This window comes from Pectobacterium quasiaquaticum, assembly GCF_014946775.2.
In the GTDB taxonomy this organism is placed as follows: domain Bacteria; phylum Pseudomonadota; class Gammaproteobacteria; order Enterobacterales; family Enterobacteriaceae; genus Pectobacterium; species Pectobacterium aquaticum.
In genome coordinates, this window is the sequence record NZ_CP065177.1 from 2592396 (window position 1) to 2617059 (window position 24664).

At 49.5% G+C, this 24664-nt stretch carries 21 protein-coding genes; 8 read left to right on the forward strand and 13 right to left on the reverse strand.

Annotated features, from left to right (window positions below; genetic code table 11):
* The first annotated feature begins 18 nt into the window (after positions 1-18).
* Entirely contained in the window at positions 19-1653 is a 1635-nt protein-coding gene (locus IG609_RS11875; RefSeq protein ID WP_193400611.1) for a S53 family peptidase, read from the forward strand.
* A gap of 111 nt (positions 1654-1764) precedes the next feature.
* Here IG609_RS11875 and cybB read toward each other — a convergent pair whose 3' ends face one another.
* Positions 1765-2313: a cytochrome b561 gene (gene cybB, locus IG609_RS11880; protein WP_193399871.1), complete on the reverse strand. Its 549-nt coding sequence runs from the start codon at positions 2311-2313 to the stop codon at positions 1765-1767.
* A 154-nt stretch (positions 2314-2467) separates the two neighbouring features.
* On the opposite strand from cybB, the gene IG609_RS11885 reads away from it, so the two are divergent.
* Genes IG609_RS11885 through IG609_RS11905 form a run of 5 tightly spaced genes read left to right on the forward strand, consistent with a single transcriptional unit; the run spans position 2468 to position 6626 of the window.
* Entirely contained in the window at positions 2468-3124 is a 657-nt protein-coding gene (locus IG609_RS11885; protein WP_193400609.1) for a thermostable hemolysin, read from the forward strand.
* Complete coding sequence (locus IG609_RS11890; RefSeq protein ID WP_193400607.1) at positions 3105-4541, forward strand: AMP-binding protein; 1437 nt, start codon at positions 3105-3107, stop codon at positions 4539-4541. The genes IG609_RS11885 and IG609_RS11890 overlap by 20 nt, the downstream gene beginning before the upstream one ends.
* Positions 4542-4543: 2 nt before the next feature.
* Positions 4544-5209 carry an iron-containing redox enzyme family protein gene (locus IG609_RS11895; protein ID WP_102116348.1) on the forward strand — a complete coding sequence of 222 codons (666 nt, stop codon included), beginning with the start codon at positions 4544-4546 and terminating at the stop codon, positions 5207-5209.
* A complete protein-coding gene (locus tag IG609_RS11900; RefSeq protein ID WP_193400606.1) occupies positions 5196-5999 on the forward strand; it encodes an SDR family oxidoreductase in 804 nt (267 codons plus the stop codon). Before IG609_RS11895 ends, IG609_RS11900 begins: the two co-directional genes overlap by 14 nt.
* On the forward strand, positions 6000-6626 hold the full coding sequence (locus tag IG609_RS11905) for a tetratricopeptide repeat protein (RefSeq protein WP_193397083.1): 627 nt from the start codon (positions 6000-6002) through the stop codon (positions 6624-6626).
* A gap of 133 nt (positions 6627-6759) precedes the next feature.
* Here IG609_RS11905 and IG609_RS11910 read toward each other — a convergent pair whose 3' ends face one another.
* The 5 genes from IG609_RS11910 to licT form a co-directional block, all read right to left on the reverse strand.
* Positions 6760-7938: an alpha/beta hydrolase gene (locus tag IG609_RS11910; protein WP_193400603.1), complete on the reverse strand. Its 1179-nt coding sequence runs from the start codon at positions 7936-7938 to the stop codon at positions 6760-6762.
* A gap of 50 nt (positions 7939-7988) precedes the next feature.
* Positions 7989-9620, reverse strand: coding sequence for a carbohydrate porin (locus tag IG609_RS11915; protein ID WP_193397085.1), 1632 nt, complete (start codon positions 9618-9620; stop codon positions 7989-7991).
* A 271-nt stretch (positions 9621-9891) separates the two neighbouring features.
* Entirely contained in the window at positions 9892-11286 is a 1395-nt protein-coding gene (locus IG609_RS11920; protein WP_193397086.1) for a glycoside hydrolase family 1 protein, read from the reverse strand.
* 35 nt (positions 11287-11321) lie between these two features.
* Positions 11322-13223 (reverse strand): PTS beta-glucoside transporter subunit IIABC, encoded by a 1902-nt coding sequence (gene bglF, locus IG609_RS11925; protein WP_193397087.1) that lies wholly within the window; start codon positions 13221-13223, stop codon positions 11322-11324.
* A 314-nt stretch (positions 13224-13537) separates the two neighbouring features.
* Positions 13538-14401: a BglG family transcription antiterminator LicT gene (gene licT / locus IG609_RS11930; protein WP_193397165.1), complete on the reverse strand. Its 864-nt coding sequence runs from the start codon at positions 14399-14401 to the stop codon at positions 13538-13540.
* Positions 14402-15045: 644 nt separating this feature from the next.
* Here licT and pykF point away from each other — a divergent pair.
* Complete coding sequence (gene pykF / locus IG609_RS11935; protein WP_193397088.1) at positions 15046-16458, forward strand: pyruvate kinase PykF; 1413 nt, start codon at positions 15046-15048, stop codon at positions 16456-16458.
* A 313-nt stretch (positions 16459-16771) separates the two neighbouring features.
* Positions 16772-17008, forward strand: a complete 237-nt coding sequence (locus tag IG609_RS11940; protein ID WP_005970385.1) for a major outer membrane lipoprotein — start codon at positions 16772-16774, stop codon at positions 17006-17008.
* 179 nt (positions 17009-17187) lie between these two features.
* On the opposite strand, the gene IG609_RS11945 is transcribed toward IG609_RS11940, so the two are convergent.
* The 7 genes from IG609_RS11945 to sufA all read right to left on the reverse strand — a co-directional run bounded on the left by IG609_RS11945 (position 17188) and on the right by sufA (position 24405).
* Entirely contained in the window at positions 17188-18210 is a 1023-nt protein-coding gene (locus tag IG609_RS11945) for a L,D-transpeptidase family protein (protein ID WP_193399877.1), read from the reverse strand.
* Positions 18211-18683: 473 nt separating this feature from the next.
* Positions 18684-19100 (reverse strand): cysteine desulfuration protein SufE, encoded by a 417-nt coding sequence (gene sufE, locus IG609_RS11950; protein ID WP_193400601.1) that lies wholly within the window; start codon positions 19098-19100, stop codon positions 18684-18686.
* A 33-nt stretch (positions 19101-19133) separates the two neighbouring features.
* The gene (gene sufS / locus IG609_RS11955) at positions 19134-20357 is read right to left on the reverse strand and encodes a cysteine desulfurase SufS (RefSeq protein WP_193400599.1); all 1224 of its coding nucleotides are present in this window, start codon (positions 20355-20357) and stop codon (positions 19134-19136) included.
* The gene (gene sufD / locus IG609_RS11960) at positions 20357-21703 is read right to left on the reverse strand and encodes a Fe-S cluster assembly protein SufD (protein ID WP_193400597.1); all 1347 of its coding nucleotides are present in this window, start codon (positions 21701-21703) and stop codon (positions 20357-20359) included. Before sufD ends, sufS begins: the two co-directional genes overlap by 1 nt.
* Positions 21678-22424: a Fe-S cluster assembly ATPase SufC gene (sufC, locus tag IG609_RS11965; protein ID WP_193397093.1), complete on the reverse strand. Its 747-nt coding sequence runs from the start codon at positions 22422-22424 to the stop codon at positions 21678-21680. The genes sufD and sufC overlap by 26 nt, the downstream gene beginning before the upstream one ends.
* A 96-nt stretch (positions 22425-22520) precedes the next feature.
* Positions 22521-24020, reverse strand: coding sequence for a Fe-S cluster assembly protein SufB (gene sufB / locus IG609_RS11970; RefSeq protein ID WP_010297791.1), 1500 nt, complete (start codon positions 24018-24020; stop codon positions 22521-22523).
* A 13-nt stretch (positions 24021-24033) separates the two neighbouring features.
* The gene (gene sufA / locus IG609_RS11975) at positions 24034-24405 is read right to left on the reverse strand and encodes a Fe-S cluster assembly scaffold SufA (RefSeq protein ID WP_193397094.1); all 372 of its coding nucleotides are present in this window, start codon (positions 24403-24405) and stop codon (positions 24034-24036) included.
* Positions 24406-24664 lie beyond the last annotated feature (259 nt).

Sequence of the window (24664 nt, forward strand, 5' to 3'; positions counted from 1 at the left end):
ATAAAGAGGAATAAACCCATGAATACTTATACCGATGATTTCTTTCAAACACTCCCTCCAACCGCAGTGTATCAAACAACCGCGGATAACAGTGCAGAGCTGACGTTAACCTTTCATCTGTTGCCGGACACAAATGAAAACGCATTACAGTCAACGAGCAATCTCAATGATACTCACCCCAAAAAACGCCAGTATCTTTCGGCTGCCGATCTCAAACAGCGTTTTGCGGTGAACGATAACACGATCCAGAAAATGACAGCGTTTGCCCGACAGGCAGGGCTAAAGGAGGTAAGCAGTGAAGCGGAAACGCATGAAATGGCGGTTACCGGCACCATAGAGCAGTTCTCTCAGCTATTCGGCATCTCTTTCCACATTTATCAGGATGACAACAACAATCCATTTTTAGCCTATCACGGACGCATCCAACTGCCTGACGAGTTGCGCGCCCAAATTACCGGCATTGACGGATTAAATGTAGGCTTGCAGGCGGGGTACATTCCGTCCAGGCGCTTAAAAATGATGCAAATTGCGGCGGATGATTCACCGGTTCAACATTTCATTCAACAGCCAAAAAAGCTGACTGACCTTGCCGGTGAGCAGGAACAACAACCGCAGATAACAGGATATTCACCGCAGGATCTTACCGCGCTATACCATTTTCCCGATAATCAGGGCGAAGGGCAGACGGTGGGAATTATTGCGTTAGGAGGAACATTTAACCCCAGCGATCTTGCCACATTTTGCACCCTGTTCCAGCTTGAAAAACCCGACGTGCAGATCGTAGGAACAGAACCCTGGCAACCACCTCAATCAAAACTTATCAACAACTTAGAAATTAACATGGATGTACAGCTGGTTGCTGGGATCGTGCCTAAAGCCAAAATAATCGTGTACTACGCCAGCTCTTTTCCCGACGGATTCCGCGCCGTATTGAATGACACGGAAAATGCGGTGAGTGTCATCAGCACGAGTTGGGCGAACGGTGAAAGCAATGTCTCGCAAGCCGAGAAAGCGCAATCCGCCATGCTGCTTCAGCAACTGGGTCTACGCGGCATCACGGTTCTCGCCGCATCAGGGGACTACGGGATTTATCAAGTTGGGTCCAATAATAAAGTACCTGGCGTCAATCTTCCTGCTGCCTATGATTCCGTCATTGCCTGTGGCGGAACCGACCTCTTTAGTAATGGAGGAGAGCAGGTTTGGCGTGAAAACATCAATGCGTCCGGTGGAGGATTCAGCATTATCTCTCCCCCACCTGCATACCAGTACTACGCCCTGTCAAACTATTTCCGCCAGTATCCTAACTATGCAAAAAATGCCTGCGCCACACCCGATCTCTCAGTCAATGCCAGCGGAGTGAATTACACGACCATGATTTTCAATGGCAAACCGTTTAAAGCCGCAGGGACCAGCGCTGCCACCCCGCTCATCGCTGGCCTGATTGCACGTCTCAATACCGCGCTTTCATACCGAGTTGGCAATATCAACAGCTTTTTGTATCAGCTCATCGGGTCAAATGCATTTAGCAGTAACATCCCCGGCAGCAACGGATTGCCCGCTGCTGCCGGATGGGATCCCTGTACTGGTTTGGGATCGCCAAATGGCGTCAATCTATTGGGTTTGATAAAACAGACGGAAAGTTACTGGGAATAATCATCCCATGTACCACATTAGCCAGCACCATGGTGATGTCTCGGTACGCTTGCCAAAATATGTGCGAGCGTACTGACCATCCTCCACCCGATAGTGGGCAAACGCCTGACGCTACTCAGGCATCCTGCCCTTGCGAAGGGGTAGCATTCTGTCCAGCGTATTATCACGCACGATATAATGATGAAATAACGCAGCAGCGGCATGAAGACCAATGATAAAATAGCCGATATTGGCTATCAATTCATGCAACTCTTTCAGATTGTGCTGAATATCTTTATTCAGTACGCCAGCAACGGGCATTGTTATTCCCAAAAAAGACCACTCTATCTGACCGAAATAAAGCGAAAATAGACCGAGGAGCGGCAAAGCGAGAAAAACAATGTATAAAATAATATGTACTGTTTTCGCCACTACAATTTGCCAACGCGGCGGCATTGGAACAATCTCGGGGGTGCTATGGATATATTTCAACACTATCCTTACCATCATAAGTAATAACACCCCCAAACCCGCTGTATAGTGAACCAGAGCCATCATGGCACGTGCAGAACCTCCCTTTGATGTCAATCCTTTAAACTCCATTGCAGCATAGGTAATAACAACCATGATAAACACAAGCCAGTGAAAAATAATTTGGCTGGACGCATAAGTTTTTTTCATTTTCAAATACCAGAGAATAAATAGATCGTCTAACGGTTATAGAATGAAAAGCTTAAGCATACATTAATATAAATTTTTTAGTCCCTCGCTACGATCTTAAGGTTGACATAATAATCCTCTGCCAGAATGCGTTTATTCCATCAGAGGTTATATCATGCGAATAATGTCACCCTACACATTAAAATGGTTACATGGCGGATACGAACAGAATGATATCTCAGCGTCAATACGTGACAGCTATCATCAGATTTACAACGCCTCACTTTCCCACTGTATGCCTTGGCTTCTCGGCATGTACGATGCCGGTGGTGAACTGAGAGCAGCCTGTGGCGTCCAGACAGCTTCGCAAGGCGTATTTTATCTAGAGCAGTATCTCGATGCTCCCGTTGAAACGGTATTGTCCTCGCGACTTAACCTGTCTGTTTCACGGGAGGGGATTGTCGAAGTGGGAAATTTTTCCGCCAGTGACGGTGCTTCTGCACGCGTCATGTATGCCGCTCTCTGCTTGTTGCTTAATCAATACCATTACTCGTGGATTGTGTTTACCGGCACCAAGAAGATCCGCAACATCTTTCATCGACTGAATCTGCAACCAACCCTACTCACCCCTGCCAGCGCGGAAAGACTGGGTGATGCCGCACAGGAATGGGGGGAATATTATCTGCACGATCCACAGGTCATGGCCGGTGAACTCGTTGGCGGGAAAACCACGTTAAGTCAGACAAGCATACTGCTTAGCCTATTCACCGCGTTGCCTGACGCCCCCTGGATTGCAACAACGGGAGAACCCTATGTTTCTGGACAGGCTTGAACAGCAAGCACTACGGCATCCCGATGCTGTCGCCCTGCAAGGTGAAGCCCGAGCATGGAGCTGGAAGCAATACCATGAGTCGGTCATGGATGTCGCCAGGAAATTAACGTCACTCGGCGTAAAACGGTTAGCGCTCGAGTCAGAAAATAGTCCTGAATGGGCCATCATCGATCTTGCCTGTCTCGTTAGCGGGATTGTGATCGTACCGGTCCCTCCGTTCTTCACCAGCGGACAAAAAGCCTGGGTGCTGTCGTCGGCATCGATTGATGCGCGAATCGGCGGCGACGCGTTGGAAGAGTGGCATACGTGCGATTTCCCACTAGGCAGACTGCAAACCAGAACGGTCGATGAACCCATTCCATTACCTTCCGGTACGGCCAAAATCACCTATACCTCTGGCACAACGGGTGAGCCTAAAGGTGTCTGCCTGAGTCTGAGCGGCATGGTATGGACGGCACAAGCGCTTGCTACAGCGCTGCACCCCCTTCACTTACAAAAGCATTTGGTGACATTACCGCTCAGTATTCTGCTTGAGAATCTGTGTGGCATTTACATCCCGCTGCTGCTGGGGGCTGAAACCGTGGTGCTGCCACCTTCACACATAGGTTTTGAAGGCTCTAGCCGCTTCAATGCGGTTCAGTTTTCGCAGGCACTTGTGCGCTGGCATCCAGAAAGTCTGGTGCTGGTGCCAGAGTTATTACGGGTGCTGTTACATTTGCACCAGCACGCTCAGGACAGCACACAGTCACTCCGTTTTATCGCGGCGGGGGGTGGCAAAATCGCTGCTCAGTTGCTTGAGCTTGCGGCTTGCAGCGGGCTCCCTATTTTTGAAGGTTATGGACTATCAGAATGTGGTTCCGTCGTGGCACTCAACCTACCTGGGGTCACAAATCAGGGCAGCGTCGGCAGGCCATTACCGGGCATCCAAATATCGGTTGATGATAATCAGCAACTGGTTGTCGTTAGCCCAGCCAACGCGCTGGGCTATCTGGGGGGAGAGTCTCCCTCATTGACGGTAGCGACTGGCGATCTCGGCAGAATCGATGACGACGGATTCGTTCATATTCTGGGGCGAATAAAAAATGTGCAAATTAACGCCTTTGGCCGCAATTTTTCCCCAGAATGGCCAGAAGCAGAAGCAATGGCATGCCCGGCAGTGCGCCGCATCGTGATTTTCGGCGAAGGGTTAGCTCGTAATGTCGCTTTGGTCGATGCCTTTGACGGACAACAGGAGCAGGCACGGGAACAACTGATGGCTCTTTCTGCACAGTTGCCAGATTACGCGCAACTGCATCGATTACTGTTTACCCATACGATTTCATCACCCGATATGTTAACGGCCAATGGCCGTCCTCGCCGAAATGCCATATGGCAAACCCTACAACATCAGATTCTCACATGTAGTGAGGAGGAGTAATAATGAGTTTTTATCAGCAATTACAAAATAAGACCACCGCTGAACGCCAGAGTTTGCTTTCATCTACGGCCATCACCCGCTGCCGTGAAGGTGATATCTCACGCGAGATGTATATCGAGTTTTTGACTCAGGCTTACTATCATGTCAGCCACACCGTCCCATTACTGATGTGCGCAGGCAGCCGACTTCCTTCATCGCATGAGTCAGTACGCGGCGCAATTACCGAGTATATCGAAGAAGAATATGGCCATCAGGAGTGGATCCTGAACGATATTCGCGCTTGTGGTGGGGATGCAGAAAAGGTCAGACTAGGCACGCCCAGCCTGCCGATTGAAATGATGATTGCCTTTCTCTACTACCGAATTGAACGAGTCAACCCGATGAGCCTCTTTGGCATGGTGCTGGTTCTGGAAGGCACCAGCGTCTCGATCGCCTCGTCGATTGCCGCGCAGGTTGAACAGAGACTGGGGCTGCCAAAAAAGGCAACCACCTATCTGCGTTCACATGGCGAACTTGACCAGGATCATCTGAAATTTTTTGCTTTGCTGATGGATACCATCACTGACAAGCGAGATCAGGACGCCATTATCCACTCCGCCCGCCGCGTTTATCACCTGTATACACAGATGCTCAACCAACTGGGGAATAACGCACGTGAATCTGAATAGCAAAACGGTCCTGCTTACCGGTGCCAGTGGCGGAATTGGTCAGGCGCTAGCACACGCATTGGCGAGAAAAGGCGCAAACCTCTACCTAGTGGGGCGTAACGAACAGGCAATGCAGCGCCTGCAACAGCAATTGCCCCACCCAGAACGGCACTGTATCGCTCTGATGAAAACCTACTCAGATGCTGAAATTAGCGCACTTGCCGCTCAGCTTAACGAAAGCGGAAAGCTGGACATCCTGATTAATAACGCAGGATGCAGCCACTTTGCGCTGCTTGAGCAGCAATCGTTTGATGATATTCGCGAACAGATCCGTAGTAATATTGAAATACCGACATTACTCACTCGAGCATTGCTACACACCGTTAATCAGCCAGGCATTGTTCTCAATGTTGGTTCCATTCTCGGGGAAATTGGTCATCCTGCCTGGAGCGTCTACAGCGCGACGAAAGCCGCTATGCACCGTTTTTCCGAAGCACTACATCGTGAGTTACGGGGCAGCGGTATTTCCGTACTGTATGTTGCTCCTCGTTCGACGGAAACCGCACTCAACAGCGAAACCGTCTATGCCCTGAACCGCAAACTCGGTAATGGTAGTGATACCCCCACCGTTGTGGCTACTCAGATTGTCCGACTACTCGAAACGGAACAAAAGCGATACCGCTTCGGCGTTATGGAACGCCTGTTTGTCAAAATTAATGCTTGGTTTCCCTCCGTCGTTGACGGCGTGTTAAACAAGAAATTACCGATCATTCAGGCGTTCGCTCGACGCACGGTCAGAGGAGAAAAATAAATGAGAACACTCAAAGCGCTTATCGTGGTATTGGCAGGGGTTGTACCCGTGTCCGTGCTGGCAAATACGCCTCTGGCAGATTTACAACACGACTGGTCTGTCTGTCAGTACCAGACATTAGAAGCTAACAAGGAGAATTGTTTTAGCACGTTAAGCCAGCGGGCCCATGATGCGAGTCATGCCAGAAACGATGATGATGCAACGTTATTGATCTGGTCAGGGATTATCGATAGCAGTTGGGCTGGCGCAAAAGGTGGTCTGGGCGCGCTCAGCTTGGTTAAACAGGCTCGCACCTCGCTTGAAAAAGCGATCGCTATTGACCCCAACGCGCTTGATGGTTCGGCTTGGACCAGCCTCGGTGTTCTTTATTACCAGGTTCCTGGCTGGCCGATAGGTTTTGGTGATAAAGAAAAAGCCGCTGAGATGCTAAAAAAGGCGCTGGCGATCAATCCCGATGGCATTGATGCCAATTATTTTTACGGTGATTTCCTGCTGAAAGAGAAAAAGTCAGACGAAGCAAAACGTTATCTGGAAAAAGCGCTTAAGGCACCTGCCCGACCCGGTCGTGACATTGCCGATAGTGGCCGTCATCGCGATATAGCAAAAGCGCTGGCAACGATTCAATAATGATAGCCCCGCGGGCAGATAGCGTTAAACCGCGAGCACGTACCAGCCAGTTTCTGTCGTAAGGGGATCAGTTGGCTCTATTCAGGGGCTGATAGGAAGCGGGCATGACTTCTCAAGCCCGCTTCCTAAGACGCTATTTAAAAAGCTTCTGAACAAATTCGCTGTAGGCTGGCCGCCAAACATCCATTTCGTGGCCGAGATTCGGATAATGGCGGTAGTCAAACCGGATATTTTTCTGCTCCAGTGCCGTTTTCAGACCCGCGATATCCTTACCCGTAATGTTGTCGGTCTCGCCAATCACCACTGTGAAATTCTTCAGTTGCTGATTAATCTGCTCCGGTCGCTCAAGCTGTGCAGCAACGGCCGCGTTTGGCACCGTTTCGGTGGTCACGCCGCTGAACGTCGCCAGCCAGCCGAAATGATCCAAGTGACTCATGCCGGATACCAATGCCTGATAGCCGCCCTGCGACAGCCCGGCCAGCGCCCTGCCGTTTGCATCCTGACGGACGTTAAAGCGTTTGCCGATCTCGGGGATGATGTCATGAATCAGTTCCCTGTCCGCCGCTAACGCATTGCGCGGATAGAACACCTTGCGGCGCTCCTGCGGCGGATAGTCTTCTGGGATGATGCTGGGAACGTCCGTTTCCGTATCAGGAATGACGACCAGCATCGGCTCAATCTTTTTCTCCGCCAGCAGGTTATCCATCATCTGCGGTATCCGTCCCTGCACCACGGCCGATGCGCCCGTATCGCCAAAGCCATGATAGAAGTACAGCACCGGCAGCGGTTTTGACGATTCGCTATAGCCCGGCGGCGTCCAGACATACACCTGACGCTCTGATTTCAAGGCGTTCGAATGATAGGTCAGCGTTCTTAGCTCACCGTGTTGCACCTTACGCACGTCCAGAATACTTCCCGGCACCAGAATCAGGCTGGTATTCACCTGACGCTGCGGTTTGGTAAACGCCGTGCCGGTATCAATGGTGCGAAAACCATCCACGCTGAAAAAATACTCATACAGGTTCGGTGCCAACGCTGGCGTTTTGAACGACCATACGCCAGATTCATCTTTTGTCATCGCATGGGATACAATGCTATCGGGCGTCGAACCAGTAAAAACACTGACCTGCTTCGCCGTTGGCGCAAACAGGCGGAAAGTGATACTGCTATCCGCATTAACCGCGGTGACATACTGGCTCACAGGGACGGTTGCCGCAGGCATAACTGGGAAATCGGCAGGGAGCGCGGCGATATTTGCTGATGAATACAGCGTCATACCTGCAATAAGACATGCCATATAGTTTATTTTCATCGTTATTCCTTTTTGTTGCGTTAAATTGTTATCAAAAATTAAAATATGAATTACCACCACACTTCGGCTTGAACACCGACCGTAAATTGGTCCTTTTTACTATCTGGGAAGGTAAATTTTGAAATTTCATTATCCAGAAGTTTTAAATACGTTCCATAGAACCGAATTTCTGGGCGAGAGTTAAACAAGCTAGTATCGACTTTTAACGCATGATAGAGCGTCGTCTTATAAGCCGACTCCTTATAACTTACACCACTTTGGTTTTTATTCTTTTGAGTAAACCATCCTAACTCAACACCCGTTTGGTTGTAGTTATCCCAAATATAGGCTGGCCTGACCACCGTACGGACACTTTCATAATCACTGTGCGCTCCCGTTTCGTAACTATAAATATCGTTACCTTTCGAGTATACCAAAGCATTACCAACGATAATGTGATCGCTCAAATACATTTCACCTTGTGAAATCACCCGTATCGCAGTGCCGTTGGTATGATCGCCGTAGTAATAACCGTTATATCCCATAAACGGACTCGCACCAGAATAACGGGAAAAGCTACTGGCGAACGAATTATTAGCGGCCTGCACGGTAAATTCATTAAATCCACCACGGTTTAGATTTTGACGCAAGATCGCAGCCGCCATCCATGCATCTTTTAGCTGGAAATAAGTGTTATTTTTTTCATTAATTTTTTGCGTGTCGGTCTTATTTGCCATGGCGTATTTCCCCATCACCGACAATGACCCACCATCCCACAGAGGAATTCCTTTATAGCGCAGATCGATAGAATTGGTATTCATCTGCGTTTTAGATAACAAGTCCCGCGAATACACATCAAGATCTTCTCGGGTCAGAGAGAGATCAATCTTCCCAATTCCAGCGTTCATATTTTCAATACCAATCCCCGAACCCGAATCGGTACGAATGCTTTTCCAATCAAGCATCTGGATTTCATACACGGGTAAAGCATGTTTTCCGACCCAGAAATCGGCTTCCGGCGCAAACGGTAGAAACCCTTTCGTCGTCAAGTAAATATCTGAATATTGAAGTTTATTCTCATTCGCACTATCGTCACCAAACCAACCAGCACTGTATGACTGTCCGACATTACCATCCAACTTAATAACAGCTTGGGCAGTTTTCCCGTCTTTGTTATAGACGCGCTGTTTGAGAAAAAGATCAAACCACCCAGTGTGCTCATTGCCAAAACGCCCCAGTGATCCAATTGCATAGGATTTTGGCGAACCATTTCCCCCTGTCGCCCAACCCGATCTTAAATATCCTGAATAGGTAAAACCGATATCATCCTTAACGTACTTGGATAGCTCATTCAAGGTAAGTTCTTGTCGCTGTGGCATAGTAACAGTATCGTCTCCCGATGCGGTTACCTGCCCGTTGGAAGACGTAGCCTTAGGCTGGGATGTTGTCATTACGGTAATACTTTCTTTGCCTGTCAGTGCCGTTGGGGTTTTTATTTCTGCTTTTTGGCGATTATCAATTATTGTTTTGTATTGCTTCAACTCTTTTTTCGTTGACTGCAATTCAGCTTTATTTTCCGCCAGTTCTTTCTCCAATAGTTCCAGTCTTTCTTCTACGGTCAATTTCGCAGCCATAGCATTATTAGACAAAAATACTGACGACATCAGTAATACCATTATCTTTACAGGGAATTTTTTACGCATGATTATTATCCGAGTAGGGTACATTTTAAATTGAAAACAGCGGTTTTAAGTTGAGAAAACCCTCTCGCGACGCTAGCCGCAAGTCCGCCTATTTATAAAATTTTTGCAAAATCCACATAACCGTTTATATAATTTAATGGCTAGTCCATTCCCTCCCATTTCATCTTATTTCCTCGCCATTTTTCCCATGGGTAGTAAAAAAATAGAATTCGCATTCATTCCAAAATTTTTTCTGAGAATGAATGCGTAAATAACGTAGCGATACGCTGATTTATTTTAACGTTTCGCCATTAGAGGAAATAACCTCTTTATACCAGTAGAAACTTTTTTTACGCCGACGTTCTAATGTGCCGTTCCCTTCATCATCACGATCGACATAAATGAAGCCGTAGCGTTTCGACATTTCGGCTTTTGATGCACTAACCAGATCGATAGGCCCCCAGCAGGTATAACCCATCACCTCAACGCCATCTTCCAGCGCTTCACCCACTTGATACAGGTGATCGTTCAGGTATTTGATTCGATAGTCATCGTTAATGCTGCCATCGCTTTCAAGTTTATCTTTGGCGCCCAAACCATTTTCCACAATGAACAGCGGTTTTTGGTAACGGTCATACAGATAGTTCAGGATATAGCGCAGACCTTCTGGGTCGATCTGCCAGCCCCACTCCGAGCTTTCCAGGTGCGGGTTCGGCACCATATTCAGAATATTGCCACGGGCTTTCTGGTTCACTTCTTCATCGGTGGTTACGCAGCCCGTCATGTAGTAGCTGAAAGAAATAAAATCGATGGTTTCCTTCAGCGACTGGCGATCGTCTTCCGTTACCGTCAGCGTAATATCGTGCTGTGCAAAGAAGCGCTTCATGTATGCTGGGTAGTATCCTCGGGCTTGGACATCACCGAAGAACAGCCAATCGCGGTTCTGCTGCATGGTTTCCATGACATCCGCAGGCTTGCAGGTTAATGGATAGAACATGGAACCCAGCATCATATTGCCGATTTTGGCATCAGGGATGATGTCATGACACGCCTTCACCGCTTTCGCACTCGCAACGAGCTGGTGATGAATCGCCTGATAAATATCCTGCTTACTACTCTCGGTAGGTAAGCCAATTCCGGTAAATGGTGCATGTAATGCGCAGTTGATTTCATTGAACGTCAGCCAATACTTCACTTTATCTTTATAGCGCAGGAATACCGTGCGAGCGTAACGTTCAAAGAAGGTGATCGTTTCACGGCTTCCCCAGCCGCCGTAATTCTTCACCAGACCGTACGGCATTTCATAGTGGGACAGCGTCACCAACGGCTGAATGCCGTACTTCGCCATTTCATCAAACAGGCGATCGTAAAATGCCAGCCCTGCCTCATTCGGCTGGGTTTCATCGCCCTGCGGGAAAATACGCGTCCAGGCAATCGAGGTTCTCAGGCACTTGAAGCCCATTTCAGCAAAGAGCGCGATATCTTCGGGATAGCGGTGATAAAAATCGATCGCGATATCTTTAATTCCGCTGTCGCCCGGCGTGCGCGTGACGATCTCGCCAAAAATACCCTGCGGCTGTAAATCGGACGTCGATAGCCCTTTGCCGTCCGTTAAATACGCGCCTTCAACCTGATTGGCTGCGATCGCGCCGCCCCACAAGAATTCTTTCGGAAACTGATGGCTCATCTTTTCTCCTCCCAATTGGGTCGTAAATTTCAATGTCAGCGAATTAACGTCAGCAACGCGCCCTGCTCTTGCACGGTGTCTCCGGCAGTAGGCAGAACATCAACGTAATCTTCGCTATTGGTGATAATGACGGGTGTTGTCGTGTCATAACCGGCTTTCTCAATCGCCTGATAATCAAACTCCACCAGAAGATCGCCCTGCTTCACGACATCGCCAGTCTTAATGTGTGCAGTGAAATACTGACCATCCAATTTCACCGTATCGATACCGACGTGAATGAGCACCTCGGCACCCTCTTCCGATTCGAGCCCAATGGCATGGTGGGTCTTAAACAGCGAAGCAACCTTACCGTTCACTGGGGAAACAACGCGCCCAGCCAGCGGTTTAATCGCAATCCCTTTACCCATCAAGCCACTGGCGAACGTTTCATCACCGACCTGCTCAAGTGGCAGCACCGTTCCCTCAATCGGGCTGTTTATCTCTTGCTTACGCGTTGCAGCGTTCTGGTTCTGCATAGCTTGCGGTGCCGTCGTAGGTGCGTTTGCTGCTGGCGCATTCTCTTGCGGTGGAATCCCAAATGCCCAGGTCACCACCGCCGCGAAGGTAAAGGCGATGACCGTACCAATAATGGCAGCCCAGACCGAGTTATCGACGCCTGTCGGTGGGATAACCTGCGTAAAGGTGAAGATGCTCGGGAAGCCGAAGGAATAAATGGTGGTATGGAAATAACCCAGAACACCGGCCCCAATTGCGCCACCTAAACAGCCAAAGATGAAAGGACGCTTCAGCGGGAGCGTGACGCCATACACCGCCGGTTCTGTAATGCCAAAGATGGCTGCCGAGAACGCCGAACCAGAAATCCCTTTCAGCTTCATATCACGAGTACGCAGCAACACACCCAGTACTGCCCCTGCCTGCCCTAACACCGCAGGCGTCAGCAGCGGCAGCAGTGTGTCGTGCCCTAACACACTAAGGTTGTTGATCATCAGCGGCGTTAAGCCCCAGTGCAGACCAAAAATCACGAACACCTGCCACAGCGCGCCCATCAGTGCGCCCGCAATCGTGGAGTTCAGCCCGTAGATCAGTTGGTAACCGCCAGCCAGCATATGCCCAAGCCAGGTTGCCGCAGGCCCAATTAGCAGGAACGTAACGGGGACCGTGATACAGAGGCATAGCAACGGCGTAAAGAAATTACGGATATTAATATGCAAAACGGCATTCAGCGGTTTTTCTAAGCGAGAAGAGAGCCAGGCAGAGAAAATGATCGGAATAACGGATGAAGCATAATTAATAAACGTGATCGGAATGCCCAGAAAATAAAGCGGCTGATAATTCTCATTCTGCATCGCACCAAATTCGGTGATCATGGAGGGATGCACTAGCGTCGCACCAATCACCATCGTAACAAATGGATTTCCACCAAACTTCTTCCCTGCGGTATAACCTAACACCACTGGGAAGAAAAAGAATAATGCGTCACTGGCTGCAAACAGAATTTTATAGGTTCCGCTGGTTTCAACCATCCACCCGCACACTAAACTCAGAGCTAAGAATCCCTTTAAAATACCAGAGGCAACCATGACGCCAATTAATGGCGTAAATATGCCAGATATAATATCAATGAAGCGAGAAAGAAGATTACCTTTTTTCTCATCGCCATCTTCATTATTTGATGAGTCTGCCTGATCGGTCAGTCCAGCAATATTCTGTAAACTGCGATAAACGTCACTGACATGATTGCCGACGACGACCTGAAATTGTCCGCCACTTTCAACCACCATGATCACGCCTGAATGATTTTTCAGCGCCACGGCATCCGCTTTTTTGTTGTCTTTTAATTTAAAACGCAATCGCGTTGCGCAATGTATTACGCTAATGATGTTGCCGCGTCCGCCGACACCATCGAGTATATCTGTTGCTAATGCTTTGTATTCCATTGTCTATCCTTAATACTAAACAGACCTAAATATCAATAAGTTAAGATTGCCGACTCTGTTTGAGGCAAAAAAAAAACCTAAATCGCTTTTCCCAATAAATATTGAGAAAACGATTTAGGTTTTGCCTGCCCGCCGAGACCAGCCTGACAGTAACAATCCTGCTTGTTTGTCAGCACGACTTACGCACTAACAATAAAAACGTACTTCATCTGATAATTTGCTTTCCACATACTTTATGCTTTCACTTTCACCGTATGCAAGAAAATTTATCTTGTCATACTGTTATTTTGTGACGAAAAGCAAATTAACACAACTTATTCTCCATCACCTGGTTCTATTTTATCCTGACCTTCTGTCCGTACGCGTTCAATATGAATCGTTAAGAACATTAATTCTTCTTTTGTTAACGTGTAATGGTATTTTTGAATAATGTGTGCCTGTATTTTTTCCGCACAGCGATATGACTGCTGATATCGATCTTTCACCACATCGTGCAATGATTCATCATCACTAAAGACCGTGCTTTTTCCTATTAACCTCTGCGCAAAAAATTTCAGATGCGTAACAAAACGATGATAGCTTAACGCTTGTTCGTTATAGTCCAAGCTTAACTGATATTTTACAATATTCAGTATTTCCTGCATGATTTTGGTAATCTGCAAGACTTCAGGCATTTCACTATCGAGCTGCGCGTTCACGAGATGCAGTGCAATAAACCCCGCCTCATCTTCCGGTAATCGAACCTCCAGACGCTGCTCAATAATATCCAGTGCTTCTAGGCCAACGGCGAACTCTTTTGGATAGAGGCGTTTTATTTCCCATAACAACACATTACGAATATCCACGCCTTGCTTGTGGCGCTCTATCGCAAAATGGCAGTGATCCGTTAAGGATATGTAGACGCTGTTTTGCAATTTCCCGGGCAAACGGTCTTTTGCCAGCAGGATGATCTTGTCCGCCGTCGTGATAACATCCATCGGAATCTCTGACAACAGTTCCTGCAGGCGCGATGTCAGCTCGCCAGATTTCATCACAAACACACGTTCAATCAGCGTTTCGTCAAGCCGATCGCCAGAATGCTTTTTGAAGCCCAGCCCGCGTCCCATGACAACCGACTCATTATTGTTTTCGTCGATTACGGTGACGACATTATTGTTGAGTATTTTGGCAATCTTCATTTTTAAAACCCTGGAAACAAAAAAACCAGACACCCGTAGCAAGAACGAGCATCTGGTTTTGCCTGCTTACGCAGTAACAATCCGCAATGGCAGGTAAACTACCATTTGCATTCATCTTCTCAAGGAGCATGACACAAAAACGTGATACGGATCGACAGAAAAACATGCTGCTTACACGTGTTTTCCTTATTTATTGTCGGCCATTACAAGAATCAACCACTTGCCGTCGCCCACCGTAATACCGGATTTATACCGTGGATTTCTTAGGCAGTTGCGCAACAAAGTTAGGTAAAAACACCAAATCGCCCAGTTTTTTGCGTAAACGCGACAAAATATTCAACTTCATCCCTTTTACCACCTTGTTTCTCGCCGCTTAATAACTATAATACGGAACGTCGTTTCAATTGAATGGTTTCAGCTAAACAACGTGCCACTATCAATAACATTATTATCAACGGCATCGCCAACGCGAACCCCGCTAATCCCATGCGGCGAGCGGCTACGCACCTCATCCCCCATTTGTTACGACCTTCTATATTTACCTCTTTTACACTGTTTCCTCATACATTCTTTCCAGCGGCTTGTCTCACACTGCCACTGGTTCACTCGTTTTTTTATCCATCACAACTTGTAGAAACTATCGTATGAAAAAGACAAAAATTGTTTGTACCATCGGGCCGAAAACAGAGTCAGAAGAAATGCTTGGCAACCTGCTGTCTGCCGGCATGAATGTTATGCGCCTGAACTTCTCTCACGGGGATTACGCAGAACACGGTCAACGCATCAAGAACCTGCGTGCCGTCATGGAAAAAACCGGTAAGCAAGCCGCTATCCTGCTTGACACCAAAGGCCCAGAAATTCGTACCATGAAGCTGGAAAACGGCGCTGACGTCACGCTGACCGCAGGTCAAACGTTCACGTTCACCACCGATCAAAGCATCGTGGGTAACAAAGATCGCGTCGCAGTAACCTACGCAGGATTCACTGAAGACCTCAGCGTCGGTAACACCGTTCTGGTTGATGACGGCTTGATTGGTATGCAGGTTACGGCAATCAACGGTAACGACGTCGTTTGTAAAGTGCTGAACAATGGCGATTTGGGCGAAAATAAAGGCGTTAACCTGCCAGGCGTTTCCATCCAGTTACCTGCTCTGGCCGAAAAAGACAAGCGTGACCTGATTTTCGGCTGTGAACAAGGCGTCGATTTCGTTGCGGCATCTTTTATTCGTAAACGTTCTGACGTTGAAGAAATCCGCGCTCACCTGAAAGCACACGGTGGCGAGCACATCCAGATCATCTCCAAAATCGAAAACCAGGAAGGTCTGAACAATTTCGACGAAATCCTGGAAGCGTCCGACGGCATCATGGTTGCTCGTGGCGACCTGGGCGTTGAAATCCCAGTTGAAGAAGTGATCTTCGCACAGAAAATGATGATCGAAAAATGTAATCTGGCACGCAAAGTGGTGATCACCGCGACGCAAATGCTGGATTCCATGATCAAAAACCCACGCCCTACCCGTGCTGAAGCTGGCGACGTGGCGAACGCCATCATCGACGGTACCGATGCCGTTATGCTGTCTGGCGAAAGTGCGAAAGGTAAATACCCGCTGGAATCCGTTACCATCATGGCGACGATCTGTCAGCGTACCGATTCCGTGATGAAAAGCCGTCTGGATACCATCAAGACTCCTCCGGTTCTGCGTATCACTGAAGCCGTCTGCCGTGGTGCGGTAGAAACGGCAGAGAAACTGGATGCGCCACTGATTGTGGTTGCGACCAGCGGCGGTAAGTCTGCCAAATCTATCCGTAAATACTTCCCGAATGCCCGCATTCTGGCGCTGACGACTAACGACGTCACTGCGCGTCAGCTCCTGCTGAGCAAAGGCATTGATACGCTGCTGGTGAAGGAAATTGCCTCTACTGATGATTTCTACCGCATCGGTAAAGAAGCCGCACTGAACGGCGGTCATGCGCAAGCTGGCGATGTGGTCGTTATGGTGTCTGGTGCACTGGTTTCCAGCGGCACAACCAACACCGCTTCTGTACACCGTCTCTGATCCCAACGGTCAGATCGGTAAAAAGCGCCTTAATGGCGCTTTTTTTATATTCTGAAACGACTTTCTACAGTCCGATAACCTAATTAATGCGTCTGTGTAACATGTCATTTAATAGCCTAAAACCCCAGAGTTATCCGATAAAAATAGCACTGTTTTCCTTACTTTTTTAATGAATAGGTAAAACTCGCTGTTTCTTTGAGCGAACGATCAAAATTAAGCATGTTCTCATCAAAAATTTATTCTCATTAGAAAAAAGTTTGTGTAATACTTGTAACGCTACATGGAGATTAACTCAATCTAGAGGGTATTAATAATGAATCGTACTAAACTGGTACTGGGCGCGGTAATCCTGGGTTCTACTCTGCTTGCTGGTTGTTCAAGCAATGCTAAAATTGATCAGCTGTCTTCTGACGTTCAGACTCTGAACGCTAAAGTTGACCAACTGAGCAACGACGTGAACGCAATCCGCTCTGACGTACAAGCTGCTAAAGATGACGCAGCTCGTGCTAACCAGCGTCTGGACAACCAAGTTCGTACTTACAAAAAGTAATCGAGCTGGTTAAGTAGTGAAAATGGCGCACATTGTGCGCCATTTTTTTTGCCTGCGTTTTCCCTTTCCAGCGCTCTCTTTCAATCCCTTTTTCGCTTTGTCAGGTATCTTCATCCTTCTGCCCTATCCCTGAGCCAGCACAGATGCGCCTAAACGCATCTGGCCGATTTATTTCAGTATTACCGAGTGGTGGTACTGATAGCCGTGATCGGCGCAACCTGATGCGTCTTAGGCGCTTCTGGAGCCGACTCTACCGGTGACTGGTAGGTATTGATGTCTTGCCCTACGCTCACCACGATTGGCATGCCTGAACGACGCACAATGGCATCAGCAACCGCTTTACTGTCCGTCTCCGCATCCTTAACAAACTTCTGCGTCTTCGCCGTCAGTGGAATCGGCATGGTTTGCGGATCGTCCTTATCAGTTTTCGACAGAGGCTGATGCACTTCAACGTAGCGTTTACCGTCGGGTTCAACGGAAGTTTTAATCGCATCGTTAACAATCTGCACTCGCGTACCGACTGGCACATTGTCGAATAACGCCTTGATGTCATCTGGGCGCAGGCGGATACAGCCGGAACTTACGCGCATACCGATGCCGAAGTCCGCGTTCGTACCGTGCAGCAGATAAACGCCGCCGTGTGCTGACAGACGCAGTGCGTGTAACCCCATCGGGTTATCTGGACCCGCCGGAACGACGGCGGGCAGTTTAATGCCCTGTTCTTCAAGATAATGCTTACGGATGTTCGCCGTTGGCGTCCAGGTCGGATTTTCACGCTTTTCCCTTACGCTGGTCGTCATCAGTGGCGTATTACGCCCCAGTTGACCGATGCCGATTGGGTAAACGATGACGGTATTCTTCCCTTTCGGGTAGTAATAAAGGCGCAGCTCCGCCAGATTGACCACAATACCTTCACGTGGGGTATCCGGCAGCAGCATTTGCGTTGGGATCGTGAGCGTGGAACCCGCTGTCGGCAGGTAAGGATCCACCTCTGGATTCGCTTCCATCATGCCCAACAGACCAATCTTGAAATCCGCAGCGATAGCCTCCAGCGGACGACCATCATTGGGGACTGTATAAGCGATGTTTTCGCCAATAAGTCGGCTATTGGGGGGCGGTAGCGGGTATTCCGTCGCTTTAGCGGCGGTGCTGGTCAGATATGCCGCGAAGGCCATACCAAGTAAAGTTAACGCGCGTTTCATATTAGGTTCCCTACATCACAACTAACATAAGTAATTTATCAACAACATCCGGTTCTGCATCCAGAATGCGGTATCTGGCTGGCTATACCCTGTTTACCCCGCCATACCAGTTGCCTGCGCATTCGCGTTTCTGCAGCCTGAATGGTTCGGGGATATTTGGTATCAATGCGGCTATTATTTCCCGTTTCTACCGAGCGTGGCTATATATTAGCATTGTTGTAACAAAAGAATATTTTATTTAAAAATCAAAGCATTGATATTCAATTCTTTACAAAACAGAGCCAGCATAAAATTTAATGGAAAATAAATATACGGGACGAATTCTGAAATATCAGCGAGTTAATAAATCAGCCAAAAAAACAATAGCGTGCCGTTGGTAAAAATCAGTAAATGAAAAAACAAAAAAGCGCTGAACGTTTTTTCCGTCACAGCGCTTTTTTATACTTCTGGAAAGCAGAAAACAGGGAAGAATATTAAAGCAATGCCGCAGCATGTGCACGAATCGCGCGCAGCATCGCCTCAAGCCCCTGAGAGCGGGATGGCGTCAGGTGTTGATTCAACGCCAGCGATTCAAAGAATGGCCGCACATCTAGCTCAACAATCTCCTGCGCTGTCAGCCCCTGATAGAGGCTGAACACCACCGCAATCAGCCCCTTCACAATCGCGGCATCGCTGTCGCCATGCAGGGTGAGCACGCCCTGTTCATCGGGCTGTGTCACAATCCAAACCTGACTTTGGCACCCTGAAATCAGGTTGTCTGGATTACGCCACTCGTCGGGCAGAGGGTCAAGACGTTCCCCTAACTCGATGACATAAAGATATTTTTCTTCCCAGTCATTACAGCGCACAAAGTTGCGCGCCAGTTTCTGCGGTTCTGGCAGACTCGCCATGTTTTTCTCCCCGAACAGATCCGCGCGTGGCGCTTAGCTGCCCAGCAATCGATGGATACGTTGCAATCCGGCAACCAGCCGGTCAATTTCTTCGCGTGTAGTATAAACGGCCAGCGAGGCGCGGCACATACTAGGAACACCGTAGTGTTCCATCAGCGGCATCGCGCAATGGTGGCCGGTGCGAATCGCAATACCGTACCGATCGAGGAAACTTCCAACGTCATAGGCGTGGTGCTGCCCAAGATTAAACGCGATAACGCCGTGGCGTTCAGCAGGCCCGTACAGTGTCAGATCGGGCACCTGCGTGAGCGCTTCCAGCGCATACTGCATCAGAGAAGATTCATAGCGTTGAATCGCTTCACGCCCCAGCGCCGTCACATAATCCAGTGCGGCGCCTAAGCCCATGATACCGCCCGTGTTGGGTGAGCCGGCTTCAAAGCGCCACGGCGAATCGGCATAGGTGGTGCCCGTACGCAGGCTAACCTGACGAATCATCGCCCCGCCGCCTTCCCACGGCGGCATGGCCTGAAGCAGGTCACGTTTGCCATACAGCACGCCAATACCCGAAGGGCCGTAGATCTTATGTCCTGAAAAGACAAAGAAGTCGCAGTCCAGATCCTGCACATCGACCGTCTGATGCATAATCGACTGCGCACCATCGACCAACGTAACCGCACCAGCCGCTTTTGCCTGTGCGATCATGGCCTTAACTGGGTTTAGGGCACCGAGTACGTTAGAGATTTGCGTTACTGCCAGCAGGCGAGTACGTTCGTCCAGCAAGCTGGGAAGCTGCGCAACATCCAGTGAACCATCTTCGGCCAGCGGCAATACGCGAACTTCAACGCCACGCGCTTCCGCCAGCATTTGCCAGGGAACGATATTCGCATGGTGTTCCATCTCGGTGATGATCAGGTTATCGCCCGGCTGGATAAAGGTGCGGCCATAGCTGTTAGCCACCAGATTGATGGCCTCCGTCGTCCCGCGAACAAAGACAATCTCTTCCACTGAGGCTGCATTGATAAAGGAGGCGACCTTCTCGCGCACGGCTTCCATCGCGCTGGTCGCCTGCGCGCTCAGCGTGTGAATGCCGCGATGCACAGCAGCATATTCATGGCGATAGAATTCGGCTTCGCGATCGATAACCGCGTGCGGTTTTTGCGCACTCGCGGCGCTATCAAGATAGGCTAACGGTTGACCGTTAACCTCACTTGCCAGCAGCGGGAAATCGGCACGAACCCGTTCAATAGGATAACTCATCATACCGCCTTGCCGGCATTCGCCAGCGCGTTGGGCAAACGCTGCGCGATACGTTCCAGAACCACATCTCGCAGAGACTCGTTTTCAATCGCTTCTGTGACTTCCGCCGCAAAGGCGAAGATGATCATCTGTTGCGCATCCTGCTGCGTAATACCACGAGAACGCAGATAAAACAGTTGCTCTTCGTCCATACGGCCAATAGTAGCACCGTGACTGCATTTCACGTCGTCTGCGTAGATTTCCAACTGCGGCTTGGTATCAACCTCAGCTAGTCGACCCAGCAGCAGGTTGTTGTTAGTCATCTGCCCGTCAGTTTTCAGCGCATGTGGCGCAACTTTGATCATGCCGTTAAACACCGCTCTGGCGCGATCGTTGACGATGACTTTATGCAACTGGCGGCTTTCGCCATAGCCCTGATTATGCTCCAGATACGTCCGCGTATCGCACACTTCGCTGCCAACTGGCAGGATCAGGCTGTTCATGGACAGATTGGTGCCTTCGCCATTCAACTGGGCGCTGGTGTTATGACGCGTCAAACCCGCACCCAGCAAGAAACTGTGGCTACGAACCCGAGCATCACGCGCCAGAACCAGATCGTTGTGGGCGAAGTGGTAGCCCGCCGCCGCTTCAAACGCCAGCTTATAATGGCTAACCTGGCTATTTTCTGCCGCATTCACCGTCAGGCGTGCGCCAGTAAAGTGCGCATGCTCATCCAGACTGACGTAGTGCTCGATAATTTCCGCACTCGCGCCACGCTCAACGTTCAGGTGATGGCGGTGGTGAACTGTGTTCAACGCGGCTTCCTGGCTGCTGCTAATGTGCAACAGGTAAAGCGGTTTTTCCGCCTGCTGTCCGGCAGCCAGACGAATCAGCGTACTGGTGCTAGCCAGACTTTCGGTCAGGTGTAGGAACACTTCGGACTGGATGGCTGCAGGCAACACGCCATGCGCACGCGTCGCCTGTACGTCAACCTGATAAGGGCCCCAGGCGCTGTCGCTGAGTTCTGCGTTGAATACGCCATCGACAAACACCAGACGCCAGCTATCTACCGCTAAAGCCAGGGTGTCTACCGCTGCACGATCGAGAGACGGTGCCTGTGGTGCAACAAATTCGTTGCTCAGCAAGCCATCCAGCGGCGTGTATTTCCAGTGCTCATGCTTACGATGCGGTAAGCCAAGGCGCACCACATCCTGCCAGTGCTGGTTCGCCCCTTCAGAACGGCGCGACGCATCGCGTTCAAACAGCCCCTGCCATTGTTGCAGCGCCTGCTCTTGTTTCTGTGCGATGCTGGTTTTACCCGTCGCGTTATCGCTCGTCACCTTATTGCTCGTCGGTAAGCCAGCCATAGCCTTGCTCCTCCAACTGTTTCACCAGCGAGAAATCACCGGATTTCACAATGCGCCCTTGATACAGAACGTGGACGTGATCCGGTTTGATGTAATCAAGAATACGCTGGTAGTGCGTGACGATGATGAACGAACGTTTGCCGTCACGCAGGGAGTTCACGCCGTTAGAGACGATTTTCAGTGCATCGATGTCCAAGCCGGAGTCGGTTTCATCGAGAATGCACAAATCCGGCTCCAGCGCCGCCATCTGCAGAATATCGTTACGCTTTTTCTCACCGCCAGAGAAGCCAACGTTGACCGAACGGGTCAGCAAATCTTCTGGCATATTTAACAGTTTGATTTTTTCTTCGATAAAGTCAGCGAAGTCAAAGCGGTCCAGCGGTTCCTGCTCGCGGTATTTACGCACCGCGTTAACGGAGGTTTGCAGGAAGAACTGGTTACTGACGCCGGGGATCTCGACAGGGTACTGAAACGCCATAAAGACGCCTTCGCCCGCACGATCTTCTGGAGACAACTCCAGCAGATCTTTCCCTTTGAAGTTCACCGAACCGTCGGTCACTTCATATTCTTCGCGTCCAGCCAGCGTCGCGGAGAGCGTACTTTTTCCTGAGCCATTCGGGCCCATAATGGCGTGAACTTCACCTGGCTTAATGGTGAGATTAAGCCCTTTGATGATCGCTTTACCTTCTACGCTGACGTTTAAATTTTCGATACTTAACATGCTTATTCCTTCCAACGCCCAATGTGGCGGGCGCTTAATGAATTCCGGGACCGATGATTCTCATTATTCTCTGTGAAAATCCCGGTAACCGCCGAATTAACCCACGCTGTGTTCCAGGCTAATCGCCAGTAACTTTTGTGCTTCTACCGCAAATTCCAACGGCAATTCAGAGAAGACGTCCTTACAGAATCCGTTCACGATCATCGAGATGGCGTCATCTTCGCTGATACCGCGTTGCAGACAGTAGAACAGTTGGTCTTCGCCAATTTTCGAGGTCGTCGCTTCGTGTTCCAGTTGCGCGGTATTGTTGCGCACTTCCACATACGGGAAGGTGTGCGCGCCGCACTCGCTGCCGATCAGCATGGAGTCACACTGGGTGAAGTTACGGGCGTTGGTCGCGCTCGGCATGATCTTCACCAGACCGCGGTAGGTGTTCTCGCTGCGTCCGGCGGAAATCCCTTTAGAGATAATGGTCGAACGGGTGTTTTTACCGATGTGAATCATCTTGGTGCCGGTATCGGCCTGCTGACGACCATTGGTCAACGCGACAGAGAAGAATTCACCGACGGAGTAGTCACCGCGCAGAATGACGCTCGGGTATTTCCAGGTGATCGCGGAGCCGGTTTCTGACTGCGTCCAGGACATTTTTGAATGCTCGCCTGCACACAGCGCGCGCTTGGTCACGAAGTTCAGAATCCCGCCTTCGGCGTCATCTTTACCGGAGAACCAGTTCTGCACCGTGGAGTATTTCACTTCGGCATTCTTGTTGATGATGACTTCCACCACCGCAGCGTGCAACTGGTAGGTGTCACGAACAGGCGCGGAGCAGCCTTCGATGTAACTGACGTAGCTGTCATCATCGGCGATCAGGATCGTACGTTCGAACTGACCGGTTTTCGCCGCGTTGATGCGGAAATACGTCGACAGTTCCATCGGGCAGCGCACGCCTTTCGGGATGTACACAAATGTGCCGTCGGAGGCGACCGCCGAGTTCAGCGCCGCAAAGAAGTTGTCGTTCGCTGGGACGACCGTACCGAGATACTGGCGCACCAGATCGGGATGCTCCTGAATCGCCTCGCTGAATGAGCAGAAGATAATGCCTTTTTCAGCCAGCTCATGCCGATACGTGGTCGCAACAGATACCGAGTCGAAAATCGCATCGACCGCCACTTTCTTGCCTTCACGGACAGGAACGCCAAGCTGATTAAACGCATTCTCTACTTCGCTGGTCAGGTAATTATTCACGTCCGTAATCCCGGATTGCTGCTTGGCGCCCGGCTCAGAGCCGCAGCTGTCGTCGCAGTTACCGCAGGAAGGCGCGGAATAATAGCTATAGTCCTGATAGTCCAGTTTCTCGTAATGGGCTTTCAGCCAATGCGGTTCTTCCATCTCCAGCCACGCTTTGTAGGCGTTGAGACGGAATTCCAGCATCCACTCAGGTTCATTACGCTTCGCCGAGATCGCCCGTACGACATCTTCGTTGATGCCGTGCGCCAGCTCATCGGTTTCCAACTGCGTGAAGAAACCTTCTTTATAGCGTCCATCACCCATCCAGATCTGGACATCATCAGGTACATCTACCGTGCTACGTGCCATAATTTTTCATCACTTAAATGCCAAAGCTTTCGCCACATCCACAAGCATGCTGCGCTCTGGGATTATTAAACTTGAATATCTGATTCAGCCCTTCACGGACGAAATCAAGTTCTGTGCCATCAATGAAAGGCATCGCTTTCAGTGGGACATACAGTTTTGCACCGTCACGTTCGAACACCAGATCGTCGGTCTCGAACGCCTTTACCAGATCCAGCACATAGCCAAACCCTGCACACCCTGATTGTTTAACGCTGAGCCGCAGTCCTTGCACAGCTTCATCCTGCGTCATCAGATTCTTAATCTGCTTCACGGCGCTGTCGGTCAGCGTCAGTCCTTGCCAGACATTTTCATCCAGTGAAAACGTCCCTACATTTTCCGCTTGCATATGGAATACCTCATTGCGTGTGGTACCAGTTTTAGGCTGGTTTCCCCTAATGTTAGTGATAATGAAACTAGCTTCAACCTCTTGTTTCGCAGGGCTATTCGTAACATTTCGGTTTTTAGCGAGCCAATAGCGCTATTTTACACGTCTCTGGTGCACCAAACAACGCGGCAAAAATTCAACTAAGCAATTGATAAAAAAAGAATTACCGTCACCACTCACGCCCCATATGGTCAAATAAAAATTATCATCTTGTTATCAT

Bases quoted from the DNA above. Each gene is read 5' to 3' on its own strand.
- IG609_RS11890 (WP_193400607.1), top strand. From the start codon at position 3,105: ATGTTTCTGGACAGGCTTGAACAGCAAGCACTACGGCATCCCGATGCT.
- IG609_RS11910 (WP_193400603.1), bottom strand. From the start codon at position 7,938: ATGAAAATAAACTATATGGCATGTCTTATTGCAGGTATGACGCTGTAT.
- IG609_RS11915 (WP_193397085.1), bottom strand. From the start codon at position 9,620: ATGCGTAAAAAATTCCCTGTAAAGATAATGGTATTACTGATGTCGTCA.
- IG609_RS11875 (WP_193400611.1), top strand. From the start codon at position 19: ATGAATACTTATACCGATGATTTCTTTCAAACACTCCCTCCAACCGCA.
- licT (WP_193397165.1), bottom strand. From the start codon at position 14,401: ATGAAGATTGCCAAAATACTCAACAATAATGTCGTCACCGTAATCGAC.
- IG609_RS11895 (WP_102116348.1), top strand. From the start codon at position 4,544: ATGAGTTTTTATCAGCAATTACAAAATAAGACCACCGCTGAACGCCAG.
- IG609_RS11885 (WP_193400609.1), top strand. From the start codon at position 2,468: ATGCGAATAATGTCACCCTACACATTAAAATGGTTACATGGCGGATAC.
- cybB (WP_193399871.1), bottom strand. From the start codon at position 2,313: ATGAAAAAAACTTATGCGTCCAGCCAAATTATTTTTCACTGGCTTGTG.
- sufA (WP_193397094.1), bottom strand. From the start codon at position 24,405: ATGCAAGCGGAAAATGTAGGGACGTTTTCACTGGATGAAAATGTCTGG.
- IG609_RS11905 (WP_193397083.1), top strand. From the start codon at position 6,000: ATGAGAACACTCAAAGCGCTTATCGTGGTATTGGCAGGGGTTGTACCC.
- sufB (WP_010297791.1), bottom strand. From the start codon at position 24,020: ATGGCACGTAGCACGGTAGATGTACCTGATGATGTCCAGATCTGGATG.
- IG609_RS11945 (WP_193399877.1), bottom strand. From the start codon at position 18,210: ATGAAACGCGCGTTAACTTTACTTGGTATGGCCTTCGCGGCATATCTG.
- IG609_RS11940 (WP_005970385.1), top strand. From the start codon at position 16,772: ATGAATCGTACTAAACTGGTACTGGGCGCGGTAATCCTGGGTTCTACT.
- bglF (WP_193397087.1), bottom strand. From the start codon at position 13,223: ATGGAATACAAAGCATTAGCAACAGATATACTCGATGGTGTCGGCGGA.
- sufS (WP_193400599.1), bottom strand. From the start codon at position 20,357: ATGAGTTATCCTATTGAACGGGTTCGTGCCGATTTCCCGCTGCTGGCA.
- sufC (WP_193397093.1), bottom strand. From the start codon at position 22,424: ATGTTAAGTATCGAAAATTTAAACGTCAGCGTAGAAGGTAAAGCGATC.
- sufE (WP_193400601.1), bottom strand. From the start codon at position 19,100: ATGGCGAGTCTGCCAGAACCGCAGAAACTGGCGCGCAACTTTGTGCGC.
- IG609_RS11920 (WP_193397086.1), bottom strand. From the start codon at position 11,286: ATGAGCCATCAGTTTCCGAAAGAATTCTTGTGGGGCGGCGCGATCGCA.
- pykF (WP_193397088.1), top strand. From the start codon at position 15,046: ATGAAAAAGACAAAAATTGTTTGTACCATCGGGCCGAAAACAGAGTCA.
- sufD (WP_193400597.1), bottom strand. From the start codon at position 21,703: ATGGCTGGCTTACCGACGAGCAATAAGGTGACGAGCGATAACGCGACG.